Source organism: Streptomyces sp. TG1A-8, from assembly GCF_030499535.1.
In the GTDB taxonomy this organism is placed as follows: Bacteria; Actinomycetota; Actinomycetes; order Streptomycetales; family Streptomycetaceae; genus Streptomyces.
Genome location: NZ_JASTLB010000004.1, coordinates 118,815 through 139,770 on the forward strand (window position 1 = coordinate 118,815; position 20,956 = coordinate 139,770).

General features: G+C 68.6%; 22 protein-coding genes and 4 pseudogenes. 20 read left to right on the forward strand and 6 right to left on the reverse strand.

Annotated elements, in window-relative coordinates; genetic code table 11:
• Positions 1-133: 133 nt before the first annotated feature.
• The 5 genes from QQY24_RS32525 to QQY24_RS32545 all read left to right on the forward strand — a co-directional run bounded on the left by QQY24_RS32525 (position 134) and on the right by QQY24_RS32545 (position 4,111).
• On the forward strand, positions 134-553 hold the full coding sequence (locus QQY24_RS32525; RefSeq protein ID WP_301976552.1) for a hypothetical protein: 420 nt from the start codon (positions 134-136) through the stop codon (positions 551-553).
• Positions 535-1,713: a site-specific integrase gene (locus QQY24_RS32530; RefSeq protein WP_301976553.1), complete on the forward strand. Its 1,179-nt coding sequence runs from the start codon at positions 535-537 to the stop codon at positions 1,711-1,713. Before QQY24_RS32525 ends, QQY24_RS32530 begins: the two co-directional genes overlap by 19 nt.
• A gap of 113 nt (positions 1,714-1,826) precedes the next feature.
• On the forward strand, positions 1,827-2,708 hold the full coding sequence (locus QQY24_RS32535) for a hypothetical protein (protein WP_301976554.1): 882 nt from the start codon (positions 1,827-1,829) through the stop codon (positions 2,706-2,708).
• Positions 2,708-2,887, forward strand: a complete 180-nt coding sequence (locus QQY24_RS32540; RefSeq protein ID WP_301976555.1) for a hypothetical protein — start codon at positions 2,708-2,710, stop codon at positions 2,885-2,887. The genes QQY24_RS32535 and QQY24_RS32540 overlap by 1 nt, the downstream gene beginning before the upstream one ends.
• A 174-nt stretch (positions 2,888-3,061) precedes the next feature.
• Positions 3,062-4,111, forward strand: a complete 1,050-nt coding sequence (locus QQY24_RS32545; protein ID WP_301976556.1) for a tyrosine-type recombinase/integrase — start codon at positions 3,062-3,064, stop codon at positions 4,109-4,111.
• Positions 4,112-4,148: 37 nt separating this feature from the next.
• Here the strand turns inward: QQY24_RS32545 and QQY24_RS32550 are convergent, their stop codons facing one another.
• A complete protein-coding gene (locus QQY24_RS32550) occupies positions 4,149-5,024 on the reverse strand; it encodes an acyl-CoA thioester hydrolase/BAAT C-terminal domain-containing protein (protein WP_301976557.1) in 876 nt (291 codons plus the stop codon).
• A gap of 145 nt (positions 5,025-5,169) precedes the next feature.
• On the opposite strand from QQY24_RS32550, the pseudogene QQY24_RS32555 reads away from it, so the two are divergent.
• From QQY24_RS32555 to QQY24_RS32575, 5 genes and pseudogenes are all read left to right on the forward strand, one after another.
• A pseudogene (locus tag QQY24_RS32555) lies at positions 5,170-5,616 on the forward strand (GGDEF domain-containing protein); the annotation flags it as partial.
• Positions 5,613-6,071: a hypothetical protein gene (locus QQY24_RS32560; protein WP_301976558.1), complete on the forward strand. Its 459-nt coding sequence runs from the start codon at positions 5,613-5,615 to the stop codon at positions 6,069-6,071. The pseudogene QQY24_RS32555 and the gene QQY24_RS32560, both read left to right, overlap by 4 nt.
• A complete protein-coding gene (locus QQY24_RS32565) occupies positions 6,068-6,628 on the forward strand; it encodes a WhiB family transcriptional regulator (RefSeq protein ID WP_301976559.1) in 561 nt (186 codons plus the stop codon). Before QQY24_RS32560 ends, QQY24_RS32565 begins: the two co-directional genes overlap by 4 nt.
• A gap of 2 nt (positions 6,629-6,630) precedes the next feature.
• On the forward strand, positions 6,631-7,470 hold the full coding sequence (locus QQY24_RS32570) for a histone-like nucleoid-structuring protein Lsr2 (protein ID WP_301976560.1): 840 nt from the start codon (positions 6,631-6,633) through the stop codon (positions 7,468-7,470).
• 234 nt (positions 7,471-7,704) lie between these two features.
• Positions 7,705-7,893: pseudogene (locus QQY24_RS32575) on the forward strand (transposase); the annotation flags it as partial.
• Positions 7,894-8,086: 193 nt separating this feature from the next.
• Here QQY24_RS32575 and QQY24_RS32580 read toward each other — a convergent pair.
• Positions 8,087-8,665 carry a TetR/AcrR family transcriptional regulator gene (locus QQY24_RS32580; protein WP_301976562.1) on the reverse strand — a complete coding sequence of 193 codons (579 nt, stop codon included), beginning with the start codon at positions 8,663-8,665 and terminating at the stop codon, positions 8,087-8,089.
• 98 nt (positions 8,666-8,763) lie between these two features.
• Between QQY24_RS32580 and QQY24_RS32585 the strand changes: the two genes are divergently transcribed.
• From QQY24_RS32585 to QQY24_RS32605, 5 genes and pseudogenes are all read left to right on the forward strand, one after another.
• The gene (locus QQY24_RS32585) at positions 8,764-9,615 is read left to right on the forward strand and encodes an SDR family oxidoreductase (protein WP_301976563.1); all 852 of its coding nucleotides are present in this window, start codon (positions 8,764-8,766) and stop codon (positions 9,613-9,615) included.
• 112 nt (positions 9,616-9,727) lie between these two features.
• Positions 9,728-10,546, forward strand: coding sequence for an IS5 family transposase (locus QQY24_RS32590; RefSeq protein WP_301976564.1), 819 nt, complete (start codon positions 9,728-9,730; stop codon positions 10,544-10,546).
• 60 nt (positions 10,547-10,606) lie between these two features.
• The gene (locus QQY24_RS32595) at positions 10,607-11,863 is read left to right on the forward strand and encodes an IS701 family transposase (protein ID WP_301976565.1); all 1,257 of its coding nucleotides are present in this window, start codon (positions 10,607-10,609) and stop codon (positions 11,861-11,863) included.
• A 138-nt stretch (positions 11,864-12,001) separates the two neighbouring features.
• Positions 12,002-12,798 (forward strand): IS5 family transposase gene (locus QQY24_RS32600; protein ID WP_301976859.1). Its coding sequence is split into 2 segments (ribosomal slippage): positions 12,002-12,337 and positions 12,340-12,798, totalling 795 coding nucleotides; the frame shifts between segments, so codons are not numbered across the junction.
• 18 nt (positions 12,799-12,816) lie between these two features.
• Positions 12,817-13,746: pseudogene (locus QQY24_RS32605) on the forward strand (AAA family ATPase); the annotation flags it as partial.
• Positions 13,747-13,846: 100 nt separating this feature from the next.
• Here the strand turns inward: QQY24_RS32605 and QQY24_RS32610 are convergent.
• Both QQY24_RS32610 and QQY24_RS32615 read right to left on the reverse strand, forming a co-directional pair.
• Positions 13,847-15,064: a M48 family metalloprotease gene (locus QQY24_RS32610; RefSeq protein ID WP_301976566.1), complete on the reverse strand. Its 1,218-nt coding sequence runs from the start codon at positions 15,062-15,064 to the stop codon at positions 13,847-13,849.
• Between the two features lie 115 nt (positions 15,065-15,179).
• Complete coding sequence (locus tag QQY24_RS32615) at positions 15,180-15,590, reverse strand: hypothetical protein (protein ID WP_301976567.1); 411 nt, start codon at positions 15,588-15,590, stop codon at positions 15,180-15,182.
• Between the two features lie 226 nt (positions 15,591-15,816).
• Between QQY24_RS32615 and QQY24_RS32620 the strand changes: the two genes are divergently transcribed.
• From QQY24_RS32620 to QQY24_RS32630, 3 genes are all read left to right on the forward strand, one after another.
• Entirely contained in the window at positions 15,817-15,945 is a 129-nt protein-coding gene (locus QQY24_RS32620) for a hypothetical protein (protein WP_301976568.1), read from the forward strand.
• A gap of 223 nt (positions 15,946-16,168) precedes the next feature.
• Positions 16,169-16,810 (forward strand): plasmid partition protein, encoded by a 642-nt coding sequence (locus QQY24_RS32625; protein ID WP_301976569.1) that lies wholly within the window; start codon positions 16,169-16,171, stop codon positions 16,808-16,810.
• Between the two features lie 115 nt (positions 16,811-16,925).
• Entirely contained in the window at positions 16,926-17,804 is an 879-nt protein-coding gene (locus QQY24_RS32630) for a hypothetical protein (protein ID WP_301976570.1), read from the forward strand.
• A gap of 70 nt (positions 17,805-17,874) precedes the next feature.
• Here the strand turns inward: QQY24_RS32630 and QQY24_RS32635 are convergent, their stop codons facing one another.
• Together QQY24_RS32635 and QQY24_RS32640 are read right to left on the reverse strand one after the other, a co-directional pair.
• A complete protein-coding gene (locus tag QQY24_RS32635) occupies positions 17,875-18,567 on the reverse strand; it encodes a hypothetical protein (RefSeq protein WP_301976571.1) in 693 nt (230 codons plus the stop codon).
• Between the two features lie 113 nt (positions 18,568-18,680).
• On the reverse strand, positions 18,681-18,875 hold the full coding sequence (locus tag QQY24_RS32640) for a hypothetical protein (protein ID WP_301976572.1): 195 nt from the start codon (positions 18,873-18,875) through the stop codon (positions 18,681-18,683).
• On the opposite strand from QQY24_RS32640, the pseudogene QQY24_RS32645 reads away from it, so the two are divergent.
• Both QQY24_RS32645 and QQY24_RS32650 read left to right on the forward strand, forming a co-directional pair.
• Positions 18,873-20,063 (forward strand): annotated as a pseudogene (locus tag QQY24_RS32645) (relaxase domain-containing protein); the annotation flags it as partial. The gene QQY24_RS32640 and the pseudogene QQY24_RS32645 overlap by 3 nt on opposite strands.
• A complete protein-coding gene (locus QQY24_RS32650; protein WP_301976573.1) occupies positions 20,060-20,407 on the forward strand; it encodes a hypothetical protein in 348 nt (115 codons plus the stop codon). The pseudogene QQY24_RS32645 and the gene QQY24_RS32650, both read left to right, overlap by 4 nt.
• Positions 20,408-20,956: the final 549 nt, after the last annotated feature.

A 20,956-nucleotide genomic window follows, 5' to 3' on the forward strand; every position in this document is an offset into this window, starting at 1 on the left:
GACTACCCAGCACCCCAAATGAGACGACGTCTTAGAGCTGTAGGTCCGCCCCCGGGACGGCCGCCAAAGGCCGGAAAACCAGTCGGCCGCCCCGGGCCACCCATCCCGTACATGACGAGAGGGAGAGACCAGTATGGCCTCCACCGTGCGCGTACAGGCCCCGATCGGGCAACGCGCCCTGTTCATCACCACGCTCGCCGTGCCGCTGACCGGCTGGACCGTGCACGCGGTCAGCCTGCACAGGAAGCTGTCCGCCGCCCGCCGCGACCTGCTCACGGGCCTGCTCGGACGCGACAGCTTCACTGCCAAGGCCCGGCAGATCACCGACCGGCACGGCGACCACGCCCTGGTCGGGATCGTGGACCTGGACCATGTTGACCGGACTACCGGTAAGCAACTCAGCGTGTCGAGAGTCGAGTTGGTGATTGGTCCGGTACGAGACATGCAGCTATCTGAGGGAGGAGCTGCATGTCTTCATCCGGTGAGATCCACAGGGATCTCCGATCGATTCGTCTCGCACTCTGGGGGCGCGTCGTGCCTTCCGACGACGTGATCCCGTACGTGGTCGTGGATCCCCAAGGCCGCCCGGTAGAGCCGATCCGGCGCTTTTTGCGGGACTTCCTGGCACGCGGCCACTCTGTGGGCAGCGTTCGCAGCTACGCCTTCGATCTGCATCGCTGGTGGCGTTTCCTGCACGCCATCGAGGTCCCGTGGGAGAAGGCCACGTCGGCCGAGGTGCGCGACTTCGTGCTGTGGATGGGTCAAGCGAAGAAGCAGCAGAGGAACCCGCGGACGAAGTCGGCGGCAACAGCAGGTCAGGTCAATGGGATCACGCGAAAGCAGTACCCGGGCGACCGCTACAGCGCACGGACGATCCGGCACAGCAACGCGGTGCTTCGCTGCTTCTACGAGTTCGTCATCGACGTCGGGGACGGGCCGCTGGTCAACCCGATACGCCGGGATCGAAGCCGGGGACGTCGGGCGAATGCGCACCACAATCCGCTGGAGCCGTTCCGAGCGGAGGGACGCCTGCGCTACAACCCGAAGCTGCCCAGACAGCGGCCGCGGGCGATGCCCGATGAGCGGTGGAACGAGTTGTTCGCCGCGATGCGCTCGAACCGGGACCGGGCGATTCTGGCCCTGGCGGTCAGCACCGCAGCCCGGGCCAACGAGCTGCTCGGGATCCGGGGCGCCGACCTGGACTGGGGTGACCAGCTCGTCCAGGTTCGCCGCAAGGGAACCGGCGCCCAGCAGTGGCTGCCCGCCAGTGCGGAATCCTTCGTCTGGCTGCGGCTCTACCTGGACGAACTCGCCGACCTTGGGCCCGACGATCCGGTGTGGTGGACGCTTCGGCGCCGGGAACGTCATGGCTCCGAGCTGCATCGTCGGCCGCTGACCTACGACGCACTGCGGGCGGTGCTGCGCCGGGCCAATGACGCGCTCGGCACGAACTGGACCATGCACGATCTACGGCACACAAGCGCCCTTCGCATGATCCGCTCGAAGAAGCTGTCACTGCGGGACGTGCAGGTCATCCTCGGCCACGCTCACTTGACCACCCAGATCTACCTCGTTGAGGACGACCACGAGGTCCTGAGCCGGATCCGCCGCTACCTCGCCGATCAGGAGGAGACCGCCCCGGCGCCGGCCCCAGTGGCAGTCGGCTACGACGCGGACGACCTGGCGGTCCTGCTGGGAGGGATCCCACAGTGACAACCGAAATCACCACGTCTCTTCCCGAGCCACGACCGGCCGCCGAGGACAACGCTCTGCCCTAGGCTCCGGTCTGCGTCGGGCCGGTCGACCACCTGTCCGCCGACGAAGTCATGACGCTGGTTCGCGAGCACGCGGACCGGATGGGCTACGCCGACAAACGCCGACGTGACCTCGTCCTGGGCACGGCCGCCATCCTGGAGTGGTTGCTCACACATCCCGGGGACGGGTGGCAGCAGCGGTGGCTCGCAGCCGGCGCCGATACGGACCTGGACTGGCTCAACGCCGTTCCTCCGGGGCCACAGCCCACGATGAGGCGGCGCAGGGAGAGGACCCTTGTGGGCGTGGCGAGCCTGCTGCTGACTCAGGTCGTGCTCCCCAGCTACGACTTTCTGACGGCCTACAACTCGGCCTCTCTGTTCCGGGAAGTACGCAAGTCGGTGCAGCCGGAGGTCTTCGACCGTATGATCCGCCAGGCGTCCGAGACATCGATGCTGGAGCGGCGAGTAACCAAGGGCCTGAACGTGCTGGCCAAGCTCGTCCTTCGCGGTGGCAGGGGGCCCGCCCAGCTGACCGGTGAGGATTTCGAGGGCTTCCGACAGTGGGCAGTGCGGCGCGATGGGCGTATCCCGGACGGTGTCTTTCCAGCCTGGGATCTGCTGCGCGGCGTTGACATCGTGCCCCGCAACCTCACCTACCGGGCCTTCCTCCATCAAGGCCAGCGGCCCACCGCGGAGCTTGTCGACCGATACGAGCTGCGCTGCCGACTGGTGCGGGATGTGCTGGTGCGCTACCTCGAAGAGCGCCGCCCCGGTCTGGACTACGGCTCGTTCACAGGCCTGGTCAGCCAGTTGGTCGGCGGTTTCTGGGCGGACATTGAACAGCACCACCCCGAAGTCGACAGCCTCCGACTGCCCGAGGAGGTCGCCGCGGCCTGGAAGGAACGGCTGAAGTACGTCACCAAACGCCGCGGCCGCGCAAGAGCTACGTGCTGATGCTGGTGCAGGTCCGGGCCTTCTACCTCGACATCCAGGAATGGGCTCTGGAGGACCCCACCTGGGCGCCACACGCCGTTCCCAGCCCCGTACGCCGGGGTGACACCGATGGGATGAACAAGCACCGCCGCAGCACCACCGCGAAGATGCACCAGCGCGTCCGTGAGCGGCTGCCGTAACTGCCCGTCCTCGTCGAGACCGCTGAACGCCATCGCCGGGAGCAGGAAGCACTGTTGGTCGCGGCCCGGAAGGCGCCCGTGGGCGATGTGTTTGAGCAGGACGGAGTCGGCTACCGGCGCACAGTCCTCAAGACACATCTCAAAGAAGCAAAGCGCGCACGGTCCGAGGCAGTGATGGTCGAAAACCTCGCTACCGGCGAGATTTTCGACGTCGCCCGGACCGAGGACGACGCGTTCTGGGCCTGGGCGATCATCGAGACGCTGCGGCACACCGGCATCCGGCGGGAGGAACTGCTGGAGATCACGCACCTGGCGCTGGTCTCCTACCGGCTCGCCGACACCAACGAACTCGTCCCGCTCCTACAGATCCTGCCGTCGAAGAACAACCAGGAACGGCTGCTGCTGGTCAGTCCCGAACTGGCCAGTGTCCTGGCCACCGTCATCACCCGTCTCCGCAAGGCCAACGGCGAGACGATTCCTCTCGTTAGCCAGTACGACAGCCACGAGCGCGTCTTCGGCCCGATGCTCCCGCACCTGTTCCAGCGCAGAGCCCGGGGCCACCACAGCGAGGTCATCAGCCACGGAGCAGTGCAGGACATCCTCGACCGGGCCCTTGCACGCGCTGGCCTGCGGGACGCCGCTGGCGAGCCGTTGAAGTTCACCCCGCACGACTTCCGCAGGATGTTCGCGACCGAGGCCGTCACCGGCGGCCTGCCCGTGCACATCGCCGCCCGGCTCCTGGGCCACGAGGATCTGTCCACCACCCAGGCATACCTGGCCGTCTTCCAGGACGACCTCATCCGCTCCTACCGGTCCTTCCTCGACCAGCGACGTGCCTTGCGGCCCGAGACCGAATACCGCGAGCCGTCCGAAGAGGAATGGCGCGAGTTCCAGCAGCACTTCGCGCTGCGGAAGGTCGAACTCGGCACCTGCGGTCGCCCCTACGGCACCCCCTGCAAACACGAACACGCCTGCGTGTGCTGCCCGATGCTGCGGGTCGACCCGGTGCAACGGCAGCGGCTCATCGAGATCATCCGCAGCCTGGCCGAGCGCATCACCGAGGCCAAACTCAACGGCTGGCTCGGCGAAGCCGAAGGCCTCCAGGTTAGCTTCGAAGCCGCACGCAAGAAGCTGACCTCCCTGGACCGGGCTGTCACGCGCAGCACAGCCCGCATCGCTGATCTCGGGATTCCGCAGATCAGAAACCGAGAGGGAACCTCTTGATCACTACTACGAATCTGTCTCTCAGCCTGGTTCGCGATCAAGTAGAAGGAGTGGGTGAGCTTCCGCTGCCAAGCGCGTCGAGGACGTGGGGCCAGGCAGCCTTGCCAAGGAGCGCGTCAGCTTCAGGTGTGCCCCCGTACTGGAAGCGTGGGGACGCCGATGCGGGGTTCTCGCCAGGAAGGCGTGGTCGGTGGCCGGCGTCGTCGCGGGCGATCAGACGCACGGCTGCCCCGGCTGAGAGCCGACGTTGCGCCAGTTGCTCGGCGAAGGGGAGCGACGGCCACATCGCGTCGTCGCCGCCTGCGACCAGCAATAGGTCGGCTCGGGCCATGTCCACGGGGATCTCCGCAGGCGAAAGCAGGTGAGAGAAGGACCTCTCGCTGAGTTCGTACCATCCGCGGATGGCGACGGGGCCGCTGTCCGGTTCCGTGGGAGTCCAGGAATCGTCCATCGGGACAAAAGGTAGCGGCCGCTCCTGCCAGGTCCAGGACGAGCGATAAGGGTAGTGCGCTCCGTCGCGGCCTGGGCCGACGTTGCACCAGACCCGCGAGGTGGGCGACAGAGCGATAGCCACGTCCACGCGCGGGTCGTGCACCGCCGTGAGCAAGGCTGCTTCAGCCCCCTTGGAGACGCCGAGAATCCCAATGCGTCGTGCTCCGCCAAGCCGGAGGAAGTCGACGGCGGCGGTGAAGGTCTCCAAGGGGACTTCACAGATTCCCGGGGACTGCCCGGGCCCGCCGAACCAGCGGATCGCCAAGGCGGCAATGCCTTGCTGAGCCAGGATGCGCGCTCTCTCACGTTCGATACGCCCGCTGGATCCAGCCAGGACCAGAACGCCGACCTCACTGCCGCGAGTGGGAGAGACCAGAACACCTTCCCAAGGATCGGTCAGCTCGCGCTCAGTGACGTCCATCTGCTCTCCCCGTCTCCACAACTCTCAGAAAACCCTGTCCACAAGCGGGGTGCGGCTCACTTACCACAGCACGCCGCACCCCGCCTCCACTCGCATGGAGGTCTCCATCATGACGGCCCACAGGCCACCTGAGTTAGTCCGGGAAAACCACTTCAAGCAGATCAATGACGGACCCGGCGGGCACGCCGCCGGCGACCGCGTCCTGGCCGCCACCGCGCAGCGGCTCACCGCCTGGGCGGGCAGCCGCGGGGCGGTCGGCAGGCTCGGAGGGGACGAGTTCGCCTTCGCGGTGCGGATCGGACCCGCCCGCCGCGAGCTCCGTCTCGCCCAGCTCACGCAGCTGCTCGCGCAGCCGGTTCAGGTCGACGACGGTGTCCTGGTCGACGTCGCCGCGTCGGTCGGCGCCGCCTGCCCCGACGTCCCCGGCACTCGGGACCTGTCCCTGCTTCAGCGGGCCGCCAACGCCGCGATGTACGCGGGCAAGCACACCGGCCGCGCCGTCTTCGCCGACCGCTCCCACGCCACTGTGCCGTCCATCAACGGCCGCCGTGCCGGACGGCCGGGCACCCACACGCTGGGGCGGGCGGCATGAGCGAGACCACCACCGTCGACCCGGGCACCTGGATCCGGGGCATCACGATCCGCCAGCCCTGGACGACCTGCATCCTCGCCGGGAAAGACGTGGAGAACAGGCCGGCCCCCTGGTCCTGGCGCGGCTGGCTGCTGCTGCACGCCGGGCAGGTCACCGAACGGGCCCCGATGCGCGACCCGCTGGTCGCCACCGCGATCCGCGGCCGCGCCCTGCACACCCGGGCCGTCGTCGGTGTCGCCCGCCTCACCGACTGCCACCAGGACGCCGCCGGCACCGCCCCGTGCTCGAAGTGGGCGCAGCCCGACGCGTTCCACCTCGTCCTCACCGACGTCCACGAGCTCGCGCTCCCCATCCCGTGGCTGCACGGCCAGCTCGGACCGTGGCGCCCGTCGCAGGACCTCGTGGACCAGGTCCTCCTCCAGCTCCCCCACCTCGCCCCGGAGGGCACCTCATGAGCGGCAATCACACCGGCGTCGCCAAACTGCCGGACATCGTCCCCGCCGACGACCGGATCCCCTTCCCCCACACCGACCAGGCCCTGCGCTGCCGCACGGAACCCGGCCTGTTCGCCATCGAGGACATCCACAACACCGACGAAGACCCCCGCGCCCGGGAGAAGGCGCTCGTCAAGGCCAAGCACGCCTGCTCCGGCTGCCCGATCGTCGAGGGCTGCCTGAAGTGGGCGCTCGCCAACCTCGCCCTGACGAAGACCGGGGTGTGGGCGGCGACCACCGCCCGGGACCGCAAGCAGCTGCGCAAGCAGCTCGTAGCCCGCCTCGGTGACGACTGGGTCGGCGTCGTCGCCGAACAGGACCGCCGCCGCCGTGAGCGGCAGCGCGCGGCGCGCGTCGTCCCGCCGACTGCCCGCGAACAGGCCCTCACCCGGCTGGAGCTGGAGCTCATCCCCACCCGGCCCAAGCCGTACAACCGCTGGAAGGAACCGATCACCCCGGCGCAGGCGGCGTCCAACCGGCACGTGCTGGAGCTGGTCGCCAGCGCCAAGGCGACGTAGCCGTGTTCACCGACTGGACCGAGGCCCTTGAGGCCGAAGCGCTGCCCCTGGACCCGAACCTGGCGCAGCAGCTCGCCGCCGCCCGGGTCACCGCCCGCAGCTCCCGCGACAAGGACGACATGGCGCTGCTCCTGGACGTCCTCGGGCTGCCCACCGACGAATCCACCCTCACCGCTCTGCTCCCCCTCATCCCGGAAACCGGAGACGCACCCACCATGACGAACGCCCCCGCCGCCCCGGCCCTGTCCGCGCACGAGGCCATGGCGATCTCCATGCACAACAACGGCGACAGCGAGCAGGCCATCCGCGAGGCCACCGGCCTGAGCGAGACCGAACTCAGCGACCTCATCGCCGACCAGGTCCTCGGATTGCCCGGCGTGGCCGCCGACGCCCCGGCCATCAACGTCCCGGTCGTCCCGCTGGCCGTCTCCAACGAGGTGCAGCAGCTGCTCGACTGGGCGGCCGCGCACCCGGCCGCCTCGGTCCGCAGTCGCGCTGCCCGCATCACCGCCGACCTGTCCGAGCTGACCGAGCGCCGCGAGAGCGAGGCCGCACAGCGCGAGGCCGAAGAGAAGGTCGCCAAGGCCAAGGCCGAACTGGAGAAGGCGCAGGAGGAACTGCGCGCCGCGAAGGCCGGCACCCGCACTACCCCGGCGGCCGCCACCGCGCCCACCCCGATCCGCTCGGGCCTGGGCAGCGGCCGCACCCGGGAGGAGCTCGCCGCCATCAGGACGTGGGCGCGCGCCAACGGCCACCAGGTCGCCGACGCGGGCATGGTCCGCAAGGCGGTCCTGGAGGCGTACGACGCCGCCCATCAGGCGCCGGTCCGGAAGGTCGGCTGACTCATGGCCGACGACGCTATAGCCCTGGACGGCTTTCTGGACGAAGAGACTGTGCCCGGCGATCTGCACGGCAGCACGGCACGGTTTCGCCTCACCGTCTCCCCGACGGACGAGCGCACGGACGAGATGATCCTAATCCCTATGTAAGCGCTCCTAGCAAAATGACCGACTGTGCCTTGGAATGACAGCCTGTCAGTCGGTGTTGCGCTTGCATCTGGTGGATCGGGGTGGGGTGTGGGGCAGCGCAGGCCGTGGGAGGTCGAGGACGGGCTGTGGGAGCGGATCGCTCCGCTGTTGCCGGTGGTCGAACGCCGGCAGCGGTATCCGGGGCGCAGGCGGCTGGATGACCGGCGGGTGCTCAGCGGGATCCTGTTTGTGCTGTACACAGGAATCCCATGGAGGTTCCTGCCACGGGAACCCGGTCGTTCTCACGCCGTGCCGACCTGCTGACGGATCGTAGGCGGGGGCCGGTCGTGGGCGTAGCCGAACCGGGCATCCCGCCGGAGCGGGATCTGTCCGATGATCCACGCCATGGTCATCGGCCGCTGACCGGCACGAGTACCCAACTCGCCATTCAGATCAGACCTGTGACCAGCAACTTCAGGTTGCACACCGCTCATTGAGGCGCGGTTGCGGTTCGTATGATCATTTCGACAAGCTGATCGCCGGTAACGTGCCACTTCTGGGTTTCCAGGAGACCGCCGTTCTCGAAGCTGATGATGCCGTGCACGCTGGTCAGCAACATCGCACCGACCGGCCGGGCGCGCTGTGGATCCGCGAGGGCACCCGCGACGATCGAAAGGAACTTGTCGTGCGTGCGTGACACCGCAGCGATCGCTTCGCTGGACGCAGTCGATGACACGCCAAACATCAACGCATAGGTGTGTGGGCGCCGCCGACCGACGTCCATCAGGTCGGCCAGTGCGCGTGCCAGGCGCTCGGCCGGCGTCAGATGTTCCGCCGCAATGAGTGCATCGAGACCTTCGCTAACATGCCCCCAGCTCCTGGCTGCGACCGCGGCGAGCAGGTGCTCCTTGTCCGGAAAATGTCCGTACGGCGCCCCGCGAGACACGTCCGCCCTGGTCCCCACGGCGCGCAGGGTCACCGCGCCGGGACCACCCTCGTCCAGCAGATCGGCGGCAGCTTCGACCAGCGCTCGCCGGGTGGCTGCGGCACTTTCCAATCGGCTGACCATGCCCCCAATGTTACGTGACGCTGTCACACGACTCGTTTGACAATGTCACGTGAGCCGCTATCGTCACTCATATGACAACGTCACATGAGCACTCCGGGATGATCCTGATTACTGGCGCGTCGACGGGCATGGGTGCCGCGACCGCCCGCGAGCTTGCCCGCCGCGGCTTTCATGTTCTGGCAAGCGTCCGGCGCCAATCCGACGCCGACACACTGCGGAGCGCGGGACTGGAGCCGGTGCTCCTGGACATCACCGATCCCGAACAGATCGCCTCAGTTTCCAAACGTATCGCCGACGACCCGGCAGGGCGACCGCTTCGCGCAGTGATCAACAACGCCGGCATCGCCATCAACGCGCCGGTCGAGGTGCTGTCGATGGAGCAGTGGCAACGGCAATTCGACGTGAACTTCTTCGGGCACATCGCGGTGACCAAAGCCGTCCTGCCCGCACTGCACGCCAGCGGCGGCCGGGTGGTGAACATCAGCTCCATCGGAGGCCGGATCGCGATGCCGACCTACGGCGCCTACGCCGCTGCGAAGTTCGCCATGGAAGCGATGAGCGACTCCCTGCGGCGGGAGCTCGCACCTCACGGCGTGCAGGTCGTGGTCGTCGAGCCCGGCGGGGTAAAGACCGAGATGACCGGCCACGGCATCGAGCGGGCGAACGACACCATTGCCACGTTGTCGCCGACCCAGCGCAGCCGCTACGGCGAGCTGCTACAGGCGATCATCAACCAGGCGACATCGTTCACCGACTCCGGACTGTCCGCCGAGGCCGCCGCCCTGGTCATCGCCAAGGCCGCGACCGCCCGGCGCCCGCGCACCCGGTACACCATCGGGCGCGACGCGGCCGTACTCACCCGCCTGTCACGGATCCTCTCCGACAAGATGCTCGACCGCATCCTTGCCGCCAACCTTCGCCCCCATTACCCCAAACCGCACAGCGCCTGATCAATTGCCCCAGCAGGGAGGGTGTATCAGGAATCAGACACTCCCGACTGTGCCTTGGAACGACAGCCTGTCAATCGGTGTTGTGCTTGCATCTGGTGGATCGGGGTGGGGTGTGGGGCAGCGCAGGCCGTGGGAGGTCGAGGACGGGCTGTGGGAGCGGATCGCTCCGCTGTTGCCGGTGGTCGAACGCCGGCAGCGGTATCCGGGGCGCAGGCGGCTGGATGACCGGCGGGTGCTCAGCGGGATCCTGTTCGTGCTGTACACAGGAATCCCATGGGAGTTCCTGCCGCAGGAGCTGGGCTACGGATCGGGAAGTACGTGCTGGCGCAGGCTGCGGGACTGGCAGGAGGCCGGAGTGTGGCAGGCGCTGCACGAGCTGCTGCTGGCCGAGTTACGTGCGGCCGATCTGCTGGACTTCTCCCGGGCCGCGGTGGACGGCTCGCATCTGCGGGCGATGAAGGGCGGAGCCAAGACGGGGCCGTCCCCGGTGGACCGGGGCAGGACGGGCAGCAAGCACCACGTAATCGTGGAGGCGCACGGCATCCCGCTCGCCGCCATTCTGACCGGCGGCAACCGCCACGACGTCACCCAGCTGATGCCCCTGGTCCACGCCGTGCCCCCGGTCCAGGGCAAGCGCGGGCGACCCCGCCGGCGCCCCGGCGTGCTGTACGCCGACCGCGGCTACGACTACGACGTCTACCGCCGCGCCGTGCGTGAGGTGGGCATCCGCCCGGTCATCGCCCACCGTGGGACCGGGCACGGCTCCGGCCTGGGCGTGCACCGCTGGGTCGTCGAAGCCGCCTTTGCACTCCTGCACTGGTTCCGCCGTCTGCGCATCCGCTGGGAGGTCCGCGACGACCTCCACGAAGCCTTCCTCAGCCTCGGCTGCAGCATCATCTGCTGGCGTCGCCTGAAGACCTCTTTTTGCTAGGAGTCCTTAGTACTCCAGCAGCGGTTCGTGTCCTGAGCTGGTGGTTGTCGTTGTCCTGGTATGGAGGGGATGAGTGAAGCCGCTTGCTGGGCCGGCGAGTTGGAGTTGGTGTTCGCTCGGGTGGCGGGCAGGTTCACTCGGGCGGATCTGCGGTGGCGGATGCGGGACTACGTCCGTGGTCTGCTGGGGCGGGCGACACGCAAGAACGGCTGGCAGCTTGCGGAATGGGCAGGTCACCGCACTCCGGACGGCTTTCAGCGGCTGCTGAACAGCAGTGTCTGGGACGCGGACGCCCTGCGTGACGACGTCCGTGCCTACGTCGCCGAACGGCTCGGACCGGGCGGTGTGCTGATCATCGACGACACGGGATTCATCAAGAAGGGCACCACCTCAGCCGGGGTCAGTCGGCAGTACACCGGCACCTCAGGAAAGATCGACAACTGTCAGATCGGCGTGTTCGCCGCCTACGCCACCAGCTCAGGCCGGGCCTTGGTGGACCGGGAGCTCTACCTGCCCAAAGCCTGGACGTCCGACCGTGACCGCTGCCGGGCGGCCAAGATCCCCGACGGGCGAGGCTTTGCGACCAAGGGGGAACTGGCCCGGGACATCGTCCGCCGCTGCCTGGCCGCCGGCCTGCCGGCGTCGTGGGTGACCGCGGATGAGGCCTACGGGCAGGACTGGCACTTCCGCCGCCTGCTCGAGCAGACGGGCGTCGGCTACGTGGTGGCGGTGCCCAAGTCCCAGCAGATCAAGTCCCTGGCCGGCATCTGGCGCATCGACCATCTCATCGATGAAGCACCCGATGATGCCTGGCAGCGGCTGTCCTGCGGCGATGGGGCGAAGGGCCCGCGGATCTACGACTGGGCCGGGGCCAAGTTGCCCGCCAACATCATCTTCGATCCGGATCCGCCGACCCATCACCGGTGGGTGATGGCCCGCCGCAGCCTGTCCGACCCCGAAGATGTGGCCTACTACCTGGCCTACGCACCCGTGGATGTCGAGATCGCCGAGCTGGTCCGCATCGCCGGCTCCCGCTGGGCGATCGAGGAGTGCTTCCAGGCCGCGAAGAACGAGTGCGGCCTGGACGAGTACGAAGTCCGCCGCTATGTCGGCTGGTATCGGCACATCACCCTGGCCATGCTCGCCCACGCCGTCTTGGCCGCACTCGCAGCACAAGCCCAGGCCGGCGGGGAGGCAAAGGGGGCTGCAGAAACGGATCAGCCACCGTCCCGCTCACCGTGGCAGAGATCCGGCGGCTCCTGGACACTCTCCTGCCCCACCCACGAGCCGACCGCGATCCCATCACCCACGCACTGAACTGGTCCGCCTGGAGAAGACACCGCCAGGCCATCGCCCGCCGCTGCCACTACCGAAAACGCACCTCAGGCCACGAACCGCTGCTGGAGTATTAGACGTCGTCTCATTTGGGGTGCTGGGTAGTCTGCCGGTGTGGTGATGGTCGAGCGCATGGTGCCGGATGAATTGTGGGAGCTGTTCGAGCGGGTGGTCCCGCCTGCTCCATCGCGGCCGCAGGGCGGCGGTCGGCGGCGATACGGGGATCGCGAGGTGCTGGCCGCGATCATCTTCGTGGCCACGACGGGCTGTACCTGGCGGCAGTTGCCGCCGGTCTTCGGCCCCTCAGGGCCGACCGCGCACCGGCGCTTCACCGAGTGGAGTGCCGCCCGGGTCTGGGCGAAGCTGCACCGCCTCATCCTCGACGAGCTGGGCTCGCGCGGAGATCTGGACTGGTCGCGGTGTGCGATCGACTCGGTGAACATGCGGGCCCTGAAAGGGGGGACCTGACAGGTCCGAATCCTGTGGACCGGGGCAAGAAAGGCTCGAAGATCCACTTGATCACCGAGCGGACCGGTTTACCCCTCTCGATCGGGATCTCCGGCGCGAACCTGCACGACAGCCAGGCACTCGAGCCGCTCGTGCGCGGCATCCCGCCGATCCGCTCCCGCCGCGGCCCGCGCAGGCGACGGCCCGCCAAACTGCACGCGGACAAGGGATACGACTACGACCACCTGCGCCGCTGGCTACGCAAGCGAGGCATCCGGCACCGCATCGCCCGCAAAAGCATCGAGTCCTCCACCCGGCTGGGCCGGCACCGCTGGACGATCGAGCGCACGATGTCCTGGCTGGGCGGCTGCCGTCGCTTACACCGCCGCTACGAACGCAAGGCCGAGCACTTCCTGGCCTTCACCGCCATCGCCTGCAGCCTCATCTGCTACCGCAGACTCACCAAATGAGACGACGTCTTATCCACCCCTGCTCGATCCGCTTCAACACGCCAATCCAACAGGGAAGGGAACGCGGGCTGCCAGGAAGCAACCGACGACGCCGTGTTCGCGCTCGAAGCCGTCCTCGAGGCGCGCCTCGCCCGCCGGAAGATGGTGGTCGTCGACGCCACGAATTGCGAGCAGGCGGTACGCGCCAACCTGATCGCCGCCGCCCGCCGCCACGGCGTGCCCACGGTCGCGCTGGTCGTGCCCACCCCGGCCTCCGTGTACGTCGAACGCCAGAAAGGCCGGCCCGCGAACCGGCGTGTGCCCGAGCCGGTCGTCCGCGCGCAGCACGCCGCCATGGCCGACGCCTGGCCCGGCCTGCCCGGCGAGGGCTTCGACCACGTCGTCGTCGCGGAGAACATCAACCGCCTTCAGCCTCTGCTTCAGCGGCTCAGCGACGTTCGGCGCGCGGATCTCGGCTGGGACGGCGGCGAGGGGCTGGGCGACCTGCTCCCGGTGCGCCGCTACTTCGGCCCCGAGATCCTGCCGATGTGGCGCTGGCGCGACGGCTCGCAGCTCGCCGACGGCGACCGCGTCGTGGAGATCCGGTTCGGAGCGGACCGCATCGTCCTGAGAACGGCTTCATCGTCCATCGCGGCATGCACGTCACCGGTATCGACGACCCCACCGACGATCACCTCTATCCGGTCGGCTTCGTCTTCCTCGGACACCACCGGTGGGCCGACATCATCGAGACCGCCGCCGCGTACATGGCCCGGGTCCACGGCTGGCGGAACCTGCATCTGTACCCGGGCGACGACCCGGCGGTGCCCATTCCCCGCATCCCTCGCGCCGTCCTCACGCACGGCGTCTTCTTACGGCACCCGCACCCTTGTGTATAGGCGGTCAGCGACCAGTTGTGTAAGGGGTCTGGAAGGCGGTTGGCTTTTCACCTTCCTGGGGCACGGGTGACGCTCACCCGGCGCGCGCCGGGTGGCAAGCCGCCCTCGCCCGGCTCGGCCGTGACCCAGCCGATGTTGTGCCCGGTGCCGTTCGGCATTGCGGTACAGGCTCAGGTGCCGTCCGGGTAGGAGACCAGAAAGGACAGGGCCACGACCACCGCACACAGCAGGACGATAGTGCGCCTGCGCCATAGCAGCCTCTCCGGCCGGCTGGGTAGGGAGCTGCCTGTTTTCTCGGGCACTGCGCTGCCGAACGTCACCAGGATCACCGTTATGGTGCCGTAGAAGAGGATCCGGTGGGCGGGGCCCCACAGCAGCGGGAACTGCGGGCTTGTGAGAACAGCAGGCATCAGGATGAAGCAGCCCAAGAAGGCGAAGGAAGTCGCCACCGACGGGTACCAGCGGTAGAACCTGAAGCCCTTTTCCAGCTGGTGCAGCACCTCGTACCGCCGCTGCCAGTGCGGGTGGAACCGCCACAGGTGACGCCACCAGCGCCGGACCGGGCCCAGTGCTCGGCGCTCGGCGGCGGCGGCCCGTTGCCACAGGCTGAGGTCCGCACCCCACCGGTAGGCGTCCAAGTCGGCACACAATTCCCTGTTACGCAGCACTTCCGCACGCGTGAAACGGGCCACCACGACGATGGCGACGGCCAGGACCGCTGTGCCTCTGCCGCCGTAGTGGAGTGCCCAGTAGGGGCTGTCCGTCCAGTTCTCCCAGGCCCATTGCACCGCGCACGGCAGGACGACCAGGGCCAGCCATACGCGCCACAGGGAGACGGTGGCGTAGGCGAGGGTGACGTCCTTGTTACGGAGGTGGGCGAATTCATGCAGGACCACGGTGCGGAAGGCCACGGGTTCCTCCCGCAACATTTTCACCAGACCGTTGTTCAGACACAGAACCAGCAGGCCGGGCCGGCCGAAGACCAATGCCGTCTTTGTTGGTACGCCGGGGGCGATGACGTACCTGGGGCGTACGGGAAGACGACACTGGGTTCGCAGGTCCTCCAGTTCCTGGTACAGCTCACTCTTGGACGACGCGTGCACGCGCACAAGGCGGCGCAAGCGCCACGTCGGCATGAACCAGAACACAGCGAACGTCACGAAGGCGACGATCACGAAGCTCGCCACGGTGACTGCGGAGGACCAGGATGCCAGCCGCTGCTGACAGGGGGCCGACACCATCCACTCCAGCGCCGCCCCGTCCGTCAGCAGGGTTCGGGCGTCGAACGTCTCACCCGCCAGCCGCCACTGGTCGTTATACGCCTGTACGCAGGGCGCGTACGCGGAGCGCCACAGGGCGGTCTGAGCGGCTGTATTCAGCAGTAACATGCCTGAGGTGGTCAACAGCAGGAGCAGGAGAACGAACCTGCGGGTCGTACCAGCGCTCAACCGTCGGTAATAGGCTTCTGTCTCCGCGGAAGGTGGCCACACGTACGGGGCCCGGCTACTGGTTGCGCTCGATGTGGCGGATGACGCTCAACGCGAGTTGCCCGGCCGTGTCCTCGGCGAGCCCCGCCTCCTGAGCGCGCTGCCTGACGATGCCACGCAGTTCCTCACGCTGCGCCTCGTCCAGCCGCGGCAGGGCGGACACGCTCTCCGGTGGCCTGCCGCGCAGCCTGCGCCATGCTGTGGACAACCGACCGGTCGCCGCGCGCACTGTCACGCCAGCCAGTTCCTGCGCGAACTGCTGGAGCACCATCCACACCAGCGGCGTCACCAGCACGGCCACCTCGCCCAGGCCGAAGCCGAGTTCGCTGTCCCCGCTGCGGGACGACAGCATCCGCGTGATCTCATCAGGGTCCCGGTTCAGCAGGTCCGCTGCTGTGTCCTGTTCCTCGGGTGCGCGCTCCGCCACGACCCCATGCACGACATCGACGATCCGCGCGCCGTCCATACTCCCCCTCCGAGACCGCTTGGCACACCAGCCTATCCGGAGGCCGGCGACTCCATGCAGCTGTACAAGCAACGGTCGGCCTGGCCACGGGGCGGAATCCTGGGGAAGTGGTCAACGGTCAACTGCAAACCCTGATCACAAGCACCCGGATCACGGTTGCGGATGCGAGTGGGATGAGACGTGGCGGATGGTGTGGGCACCCAGCACCGAACCCGGCGCGGTCCCGATCACCGCCATGCGCCACCCGGCCGCCCTGGTGACTGCCACCAGCATCCCCAACCCCGACGAAGGCGCGCCCGCGACCTGGACGGCCTGACGCGCACCGCACGGCAAAGGCCCGTGCCCACCACGCATCCGTGGCGGGCACGGGCCTTTTTGTGTTTTCAGGCTCGACACGGCTACGCACGTCACCCTCATACCAGTTGGCGATCACCGTGATGCTGGGCAGCGATTTTGTGACGTGGTGCCGGCCACGGTGCCCGGGGAGACGTGGCAGCATCTTGCGGAACGTAGCTACTGCACGAGGAGAGAGCCGCGCCGTGCTCATCGCCAACATCAGCCCGCGAAGTATGGGCAAGACGACCGACACCGGCATGATGGGACACGCATTCCATGAGGCTGGATACCGTGTGCAGCTGTGGGACGCGGACGAGTCTGAGCACCTGACTCAATGGTCCGAACTCGCCGGCTTCCCCTTCCCTGTGAAGCACAACGCCTCCGCCAAGTTCGCTGAGGAGTACACGCCGCTGGGAGAGGCCGGGATCGACATCGTCGATGTCGGTCACACCGAGAACCACCCGCACATTGCAGACAGCGTGCTCAAGGTGGCCGACCTGGTACTCATCCACATGGAACCGTCGATGGCCGACTACCAGCGGGTCCATCAGCCGCGCACTTCCACCCCGGTCAAGACGATGGTCGGCCGCTCCGCGTTCGACAGGCCCTCACGCACGGCCCCACCGATGTGGGTGCTCCTCAACCGAGTGCGCCCCAATGTCCGGAGTGAGAAGGAGATCCGGGGCCTGCTCGCGGACGCCGACTACAACGTGCTCACGGTGAAGATTCCGGTCCTGGACGACATCAAGCAAGCTACGGGCTTCCCGGTGGAGCATGCCGCCCGGGGGCCGTTCGGTGAGCTGGTCACCGAGCTGCAGGAGCGGGGGCTGATCAAGAGTGCCTAAGCGTCGTGACTTCCGAGCGGCGGCCAACAAGGGAGCGCAGCAATCTCCCGCCAACAGCGCGAGCACCACGTCAGAGAGCCTGGCTGTGCCTGACCAGCCTGCGGATCCTCCGCAGATGCGTGCTCAGCCCTTCACGATGGAGCACTGGGGACTGACCCTGCCCGACGTGGACGCTACGCCGGAGACCGCCAACGGCCCGCTCGACGAGCACGAGCAGCGGCTCCTTGCCGAGGCTCACCGAGCCGTCGACAACGCCCGCACAGCCCGCTGGATGCTCGGCTACTCCCTGGAAGTGGTCCGGCGGCGCCGCCTGTACCGCGGCGACGGCACCCGCACCTGGGAGCAGTACCTGCAGCAGGAGCACGACGGTCTCTCGACCAGCGAGGCGGATCGCCTCCAGAAGACTTGGCGCCTAGCGCAGGCCGTGCAGAAGGAACTCGGCCGGCCCCTGCCCGACAGTCACCTGCGAAAGCTGCAACCGTACGCGGAGCGCACCAGCGACCAAGAAGCCGCGCGCGCCTACGCCGAGCTGTACTGGGCTCACCAGAAAGGCGGCGTCCGGCTTGTCGCCAACCAGGTCCAGCAGCGAGTGAAGAAGGCGGTGGCAGCCGCCAAGGGCGTTTCTGATCCGGTAGAGCGCAGCCAGGCCGTCAGCGCCGCCTGGACGACCGCACCCGAAGCGGTGATGCCCACGCAACGTGTCGAAGCGGAGCGCGAGCAGAGCGGCACGCCCAGCCGGAGCTCGGACCCCGTAGACGGCGCGCTAGAGCTGCTGAATGTGGCGCGACAGGCAATCGAGAACGCCACGGAGGACAAGGCCGCACGTAAGGCCCGTAGCAGCGAAGAAGCCCAGCGGCAGCAGGACGCCATCCGCCGCATCGGCCGCATCCTCAGCAAGGTAAAGGTCGACGCCGACGCCACCCCCGATGTCAACGTCGACGCCGGCGCCGTCGACGAGGACGGCATCGTCGATGCAGAGCTGGTTGAGGGCTGACCCCTGCTGTTGAGCGGGACTTCCCCAATTGGGGAAGTCCCCCGATTTTTGGCGGCACTGCTCCGGGCAGTCAGCGTGAGGCGACACCCTTAAAGCCCGGACCGAGCCCGCGCCGCTTGCTGCGTGACGCTGCGCCGGGCCGTGCGGTGAGGGCCGCGACCACCGCCTGAGCCGTCTGCGGGGTGAGTCCGGCGCTGACCTGGCCGGAGGCCAGGACCCGTGCGTATGCGCCCGTGCTGTGGGCGCGGAGAGCGTCGGCGAGTGCGGCCGCCGCGGTCTCCGCCGGCCCGGCCCCCCAACCGCCCTCGTCCCCCTGCTGCGCCTGTCGGGGGAGGGTGTCGCGTCGGCTGAGGAGCACGGCCAGGGCCTGCGCCTCGGATGCGTCCAGCGTGACCGTGATCAGCGCGGCCCCGAGCTGGTGGACGCGGTTCCGGGTCAAGCCGTGAGTAGCGAGTGCCTGGCGCAGCGCCGGGCTCGTTCCGGCTGCAGCTCTGTCGCCGACGGACTCGCTCACCCCGGCTCCGGCCTGTTCGGCGCGCTCGACGACGGCGGCCGCGGCGATCGGCACGACGGAGAGGATCTCTGCGCACTCCGGATCGAGCTGGGCGAGCGCACCGGCCAGGACCTCGAGGGCGGCGGCCACGTCCTCCACCGCGTCTGCGCTCCAGTGCAACGGGTCGGCGGCGTCGGCCAGCGTGCACGCCGCGACGACGGCCTCCTCCGCCAACGCCTCGACCCTGCCCGGCCCGGTAGTCAGCTTCATGTCCCGCCCAACGAGATGCGACCGCGCAAGGTCGTGCGCGCTGATTACATGATGACGTCCGTGATCTCCTCCATCGGCTCGTGTGGTCGTGGCGCAGTATTCGCACGGCCCGGTCAGCTGCCGTAGCGGTCGTTCATCAGGTCGTTCCACTTCTGCGCGTTGGCTGGCTCGTTGGCGCAGCTGGTGCAATGGGGCAGGTAGTCGGTCCGGGTGGGGTACGGCACGTTCGAGCGGACGACGACGGTCGGGCACAGCGTGAGGGGCTGGCCGCACAGTGGGCAGGGGTCTCCGTGGAGCAGTTCGTTCATGCGGTGGTGACGGTCCGCGTCCGGCGGCCGGATGACAAGGGGACGTGGGGCAACCTGTCGGCGGACTCGCTGATGGCCCACATCGTCGCCGCCGACACCCTCTACCTCCTGTACTTCATGGAGGAGGTGTCCGCCCGGCTCGGGTGGGCGTGGGAGCCGCGCGAGGTGACGCTCGGCCGCCGGCCGGTCATGGACATCGCGGGCATCGATCAGCGGCTCATAGGCTGGCAGTCGACCCGCCGCCAGCAGATCGAGGACGCGATGTCCGTCCTCACCGCCAAGTACGAGGAACGGCAGGGGCACCCGCCGGGGGAGCGGGCCACCTACGCGCTGGCCTGCCAGGCCGCCGACCAGACGCGGCCGCCCAAGCGCACGGAGCTGCTGTCGCTGACCGAGCTGCGTAAGCGATGGCGTACCTCAGCGATCCGGGCCTACGGCGCTGACGTCGTCGACCGGCTGGCACAGCGGGCGCGGGCGGCGGCCGTGGCGGTGTGGGCGCGGGTGCGGCCGGTGGTCGACATAGCACTGGCGGCCGTCGACGTCGTCGTCGTGGTGTACGTGATGCGCGGCGCGTTCAAGCGCCACCACCTGCTCGCCGAAGCCCGCCGCTACCTCTCCTACGTCCTGCGCGGCCGGCACCACCAGGCGGGCCTGGACGAACAGATCGTGCAGACAGCCGTCGACGACTACACCCGCCCGGCCAGCCGACGGATGATGACCGCCGACCTGCGCGCCCTGTACCCGCGCGACACCGAGGACCAGGCCGTGCTGCGCCCACTGACCCGGAAGCGGTCCGCGCCCCCGTACGAGCGGGCCCGCCTCGCCGTCGGCGCCCTGGCCACCCGGGTCCATGCCGTGCGGCGTGCGGAGCGCCTGAGCTCCCGCACCAGGCACGCCGTCGCCGTGCCTGCCGCCTCGAGGTCGCACCGGCGGCCGTTCCACTCCGGCCGGGAGGTCGGCCGCGTTAGGGAGCAGGAGACCAGTGTCGACACGGTGGAGCAGACTCGCCGGACCCTTGAGGCCGCCGCCGCCAAGCTCCAGGACGGCATCCGGGAGCGCGCCGTCGCCCACGGCCTCCGACCGCAGCCCGCCCCGGCGACGGCCCCGCCGCCGCACACCCAGCAGCCCGGCACCCAAGCGCCCGGCACCCAGCACACACCGAGCCGGACCACAGGAGGAGTCGCGTGAGCATCCCGGAAGAACGACCCAGCCTTGATGACGCCCTCGCCCTCGCCCTCGCAGCCGCCAAGGACATATCCGCCGCACTCGACGAGGACCAGGAGCCCGAGTCCGATGAGCCCCTAGGGTGGCAGCCGATCTGGAAGCACCCCCGGAAGCCGAAGTCGAAGGCGGCGAAGAAGCAGGAGCTGCGCAAGCAGCGGCGGCGACTCCAGGACGCCGGGCGGCGCCGACTCGCCGCCGGGCAGTCGCGCCGGCCCCGGTCCCGGCAGAACCGGATCGGTAACGCGGCCGCGCGCCGCGATGCCCGTGCCCTGTCCCGGGTGCGGCACTCCACCGCCTGGCTGTGGTGACGATGCCGGGCATCGTCCACCGAGTGGAGCCCACGATGTTCTGCATCCAGTGGTGATGCACGACATCGGGTGGACTCCACTCAGTGGACTCCACCCGATGGGATCCACCGAGTGGACTCCACTCCGGTGCGCCGGATGACGATGCACGCTACGTGGTGCGCACCGCGATGTCCGCCACCGCACCACCCGACGATGCCAGGCACTCTCGCGCACGCCCGGTGCGCCGCACCCGATGTCCCACACCGCACCGGTGCGCCCACCGCCGACCGGCCCCTTGACCAGGTGCGGCCGGTGGCGTGCGCTACCCCTTGACCAGGTCCGCCACCGAGGACGTTTCCCCTAATCCAGTGCGTATGCAGACGGCCCGGGCCCATGTACGACCCGGGCAGATGCTCGCGCAGGACAGCGAATGCCTGGCTCCCCCCTGGCTGTCAAGGCCTCCTCAAAGAGCGGCATCGCTGTCCGTTGTGGGGTTCGCGGTGATGACGCGGGCGCCGGGCTGATGCCTCCGTTTCCCCGGGCCCTTGAGGCCTCTGTCAAGAGCGGCGC